The sequence below is a fragment of the Synechococcus sp. R55.2 genome (assembly GCF_047462075.1).
Lineage (GTDB): Bacteria > Cyanobacteriota > Cyanobacteriia > Thermostichales > Thermostichaceae > Thermostichus.
This window is the reverse complement of sequence record NZ_JANSIH010000287.1, coordinates 1-4,278: the sequence shown is the minus strand read 5'-3', so window position 1 is coordinate 4,278 and position 4,278 is coordinate 1. Positions and strand designations below refer to the sequence as shown.

At 59.6% G+C, this 4,278-nt stretch carries 4 protein-coding genes; 1 reads left to right on the top strand and 3 read right to left on the bottom strand.

What is annotated here, in order from left to right; all coding sequences use genetic code 11:
• Window positions 1-422 precede the first annotated feature (422 nt).
• Window positions 423-1,271 (top strand): hypothetical protein, encoded by an 849-nt coding sequence (locus NW838_RS09410; protein WP_414358346.1) that lies wholly within the window; start codon window positions 423-425, stop codon window positions 1,269-1,271.
• Window positions 1,272-1,278: 7 nt separating this feature from the next.
• Here the strand turns inward: NW838_RS09410 and chlP are convergent, their stop codons facing one another.
• From chlP to NW838_RS09395, 3 genes are all read right to left on the bottom strand, one after another.
• Complete coding sequence (gene chlP / locus NW838_RS09405; protein ID WP_414331046.1) at window positions 1,279-2,499, bottom strand: geranylgeranyl reductase; 1,221 nt, start codon at window positions 2,497-2,499, stop codon at window positions 1,279-1,281.
• Between the two features lie 124 nt (window positions 2,500-2,623).
• Window positions 2,624-3,760 (bottom strand): extracellular solute-binding protein, encoded by a 1,137-nt coding sequence (locus NW838_RS09400; protein WP_414427925.1) that lies wholly within the window; start codon window positions 3,758-3,760, stop codon window positions 2,624-2,626.
• Window positions 3,732-4,202: a pre-16S rRNA-processing nuclease YqgF gene (locus NW838_RS09395; RefSeq protein WP_414358351.1), complete on the bottom strand. Its 471-nt coding sequence runs from the start codon at window positions 4,200-4,202 to the stop codon at window positions 3,732-3,734. The genes NW838_RS09400 and NW838_RS09395 overlap by 29 nt, the downstream gene beginning before the upstream one ends.
• Between the last annotated feature and the right edge of the window lie 76 nt (window positions 4,203-4,278).

Below are 4,278 nucleotides of genomic sequence, written 5' to 3'. Positions count from 1 at the left end.
ACTGGGACACCTTGAGCTTGCAGGAGACGGTCAGGACTTGGGTCATGGTTCTATCGTAACTTCCGCATTCCTCCCGACCCTCGTCCTACGGACAGAGGGCGGGGCTCCTGCGCTAGTAAGCTGGACTTCCTGATCCTATCGCAGACGGGATCCCAGCGGAAAACGGCAGAGCCGGTGGCGCTGCCCCGACAAAATGGCCCCTGGGATCCACCGCAAAGGCAACCCCCAGCTCGATGAAGACGGGTACTGGGCTATCCCTTTGGGCAGAGCGGATGAAGTTCAAAGCCGTTATTGTTGGAAAGATTATTCAAAGACTCCCCCTGGTTTGCGCCAGCCCTGGGTTAGGCTATTGCCATCCCGGGGGAGCAAGAAACACCGCTGCTCTGCCCCAAAGTCCGCGAGTTGAGTGAAGGAAGGTTGAGGTGAATGGGAGACTGACCTGCCATTTCCCTGTGCTGCTATTGGCCCTGCCTCTGTGGGGATCCCCGACCTGGGCCGGAGAGTATTTCACCGAGGAAGTCACCAGCCCCAGCCTGGAGATCGTTCATGGCTGGCGGCAGGAGGTGTACGGCATTGGGGTTACCATCACCAACACCAGCCTCGGCTCCTTTCGGGTGCCCTTGGAAATTGATATGGAGGATCGGACTAGCTGTGAGCGGGCCGACTTGGTGCTGACCAACAATCGCATCATGCCGATGGGATCCTTCCAAGATTGCATTCTCAACATCTTTCCCTACCTGGATAAGTTCATCAACCAAGAAGTCGCCAGCATCCGAGTCACCCTAAAAGGGCCAGCTCCCCTCCTGGAAATTCCGGTAGAGGAGTCGGATCGACTGATTTTGGCCCAGGTGGCCAACCAATCGCGGGAAGCCTTTGTTTTCTTTCAGCAGGAGTTGGCCCGTGTTTTGGAGCTGCTGAGGCAGTCGGATCCCAAGCAAAGCGAGACGGCCCCACAGCCTGGCACCCCAGTTCCGACCGCCACCCCAGCCGAGTCTGCCGCTAGCCCAGGAGATTTTGTAATCGTGGGATCCATTCGGGAAGAACGAGTGGGGGCCGGTAGCCGCCTAAGCGTGGAAGCGATCAACCGCAGCACCCGCACGGTTCTCAACGCCCGTGCTCGTTTCACCTTCTATCGGGGAGAAGAAGTTGTCGATACGCGAGTGGCAGCATTTGAGCCCAGCGACGTGCCCCCCGGACAAAGGGCCTCCGCCAGTGTGCTGAAAACCGAGGCCAATTGGGATCGCGTCACGGTGACCTTCCAGTGGCAGTAGGGTTACTTCAGGGAGCCAAAGCGTTGCCGCGAATCAGGCTGCCCAGGGTTTTGACCGTGATCTTGAACTGCACCCAAGGGCTCATGGGCACTACCGTCTTGTAGAGGTAGCTGTCAAAGGTCATCCTCTGCACGTCCCGGTCGGCGCACATCTCCACAAAGGCTTCGCGAGTGGCATTGGAACGGTAGAACACCCGCTGCAGGATGTCCAAGACCTTGTAGGTCAGGCCGTACTGGCGATCCCAGCGCTTGAGATACAGCTTGAGATCCTCTTCGCTGGGGATGCGCGCCCCACCGTTGGAGGTCTCGACGATGGTCTCGGCGCACATGCGGCCTGACTTGGCGGCAAAATAGATCCCTTCGCCGCTGGATTTGGTGACGTATCCCGCCGCATCTCCCACCAAAGCAGCACGGCCCACCACGCGGCGCGGGCGGGGATGCTCTGGGATCGGATGGGCTTCCACCTTGATCACCTGGCCTCCTCGAATCCGCTCGGCAGCACGGGCGCGGATCCCAGCTTGCAACTTTTGGATGTGGGCTTGGTTTGCCCTCATGGTGCCGGTGCCCACGGCTACATGGTTGGACTTGGGAAACACCCAGGCATAAAAGTCTGGAGAAACATCGTCCCCCACATACATTTCTGCCCGCTCTGCGTAGTAGGCCATTTTGTCGTCTGGGAGCCGGATGCGCTCCTGAAAGGCCAGCGCATAGTTGTAGTCGCCAGCACCAATGGCTTCTGCCACCTTGGAGTGGAACCCATCCGCCCCGATCACCACATCCACAGCCAAAGAACGCGGCACCCCTTGCCTCGATCCGTCGGAAAAATCGTTGTAGTGCAGGATGTAGGGATCCCGGCCATTCTGGGGGATTTCCAGATGCATTACCTTGCCGTTGATCAGCTCCGCCCCTTTTTGGTGGGCACGATTGCGCAAGAAGGCATCCAAGATCTCGCGGCGGCACATGCCGATGTACTCGTTTTCTTTTTCGAGGGCGATATCCACCTCATAGTTGGAAGGGGAGATCATCTTCATCTTGCGCACTTTGCGGTCGATGATCCCCTCGGGGAGGTCGAACTCGGAGACCATACAGAGGGGAATGGCGCCCCCGCAGGGCTTGGCGTTGTCCAGCTTCCGCTCAAACAAAAAGGTTTCAATTCCCGCTTGGGCTAGAACTTCGGCAGCAGAGGCTCCGGCTGGGCCGCCCCCCACAACAGCAACTCTCAGACTCAAGGTGCTCTCCTCGATGCAAGTGCAACTGGCTCATCAGACAGCAGGCATCCTACCACAGCTCCTCAGAAGCATTGCGGACCTTGACGAAGTGTTGCAGAGTGGAGGGCTCGCGCTCGCTGTGTTTCTACAAAAGGCCCCGCCGCATTTGATCCCAGAGGTTGAGATAGGACTCGGCTTCGGCTGAGCTCAGGGGGCGCCAGATCTCCGAGCGTTGCCAAGTGGAGATTTGCAAGTCGGCTCTGCGTTGCAGGCGTGGGGCAAGTTGAGCCAAATCCAGCGGCAAAACCGAAGGGATCCCGCTCAGATTGACCAAGCGGGGGGCAAATTCAGGATTCAAGACAAAATCAAGCCAGTCAGCCAACAGGGATCCGGAATCCGTCTGGGTTGATTCTGTGTGGGCATTGTCTTCGACGTGGGGTCGCACCCAGACATCCCACCAGATGGCGGATCCGGAGGCCGGGATCACCACTGCCAGCTCAGGGTAGTTGGCTTGGGTGGCGTAGAGATCCTGCGACCAGCCCACGGCCACCCAGCTATCGGCCAAGCGCAAGATGGGCAGGTAGTCGGAAGAGGTGTAAGTTAAAACCTGGCGATGCAGGGATCCCAGCTCTTGCCGTAATTCCACATCCTCAGGGTTGAGGGGATCGTTGTAGGAGCGGCCCATTTTCTTTAGGGTTAGCCCAATCACCTCCCGCGGGTGATCCGGCAGAGTCAGTTTGCCGGCCAGCTCAGGCCGCCACAGATCCGCCCAGTCCCGAATGGGCTCCCTCACCCGATCCCGGCGGTAGGCAATGGCCGTTACCCCCCAGCGCCAGGGCACACCCCAAATCTGCCCCTCCCGGAGTGCCGCAGCTTGCCAACGGGGATCCAGATTCTGCCATCGTTCTCCCAACAGGCTTGCCGGCAGAGGAGCCAGCCAACCGGCAGCTATGGCCCGATCCAAAGCGTCGGCCCCCAACAAACTCAAAGCCGCCACCGGCAGCCGCCGCCGGAACCATCCCCCCGGATCCCACCAGGCTGCATCAGCCGGCTGAACACTTTGCCGGAGATAGGCCAACAACTGATCCCGACTATCCAACAGTTGCAGCCGAAAGCGGGCCTGAGTCCTGCGGCGAAACTCGTTGAGCAAACTGGCAGGGATCCCTTGCTTAAGCGCCACGATAAGAGGCAAGTGCGCATCCGGCCCCCCACATCCTGCTGCCACCAGCCCCAGCAGGATCCCCTGCAGCAGCTCACGCCGGCTTAGCCGTATCTCGCCCACAGCAGTACCGCTCCACCAGAATGAGAGCCACCAGATCATCGTAAGCCTTGGCCGGCACCCGCATCCCCTTGGGCAAGAGCCGCTGCCATCCCTGCGGTGGGTAAAAATCCCAGTAGCGCTGACGGGCTTCTTGGGAGCTGTGCCGCTCGTCCACCAGGACAATCTGCTGCGGGGGGAGAATGGATTCCAGTTGAGACTTCCAGGCTTGGGCCGTCGTCTGATTGCCCAGGATTACCTGCTCCGCCTGAAACTGTTGCCGGAGCGTTTGCAGTCTAGATAGCGCTGCCGAAGAAGGGATCACCTCCCGGTGTAAAACCCTCAGCTCCATTGGCGCAAGCGCCTGCACCTGCACCACAGCTATGCCGCACTTGTCGCGCCCTGGGTCGAAACCGATCAGCACTCGTTCGCTCTTCAGCCTTGCCGAATGGAGTGAATCCGTCATCCTTCAGGGCGCCCCGCCTGTTGAACTCCAGGAGAGCCGGGTTGACCGGAAGCTTCTGCCATCAGAAAACTCACCC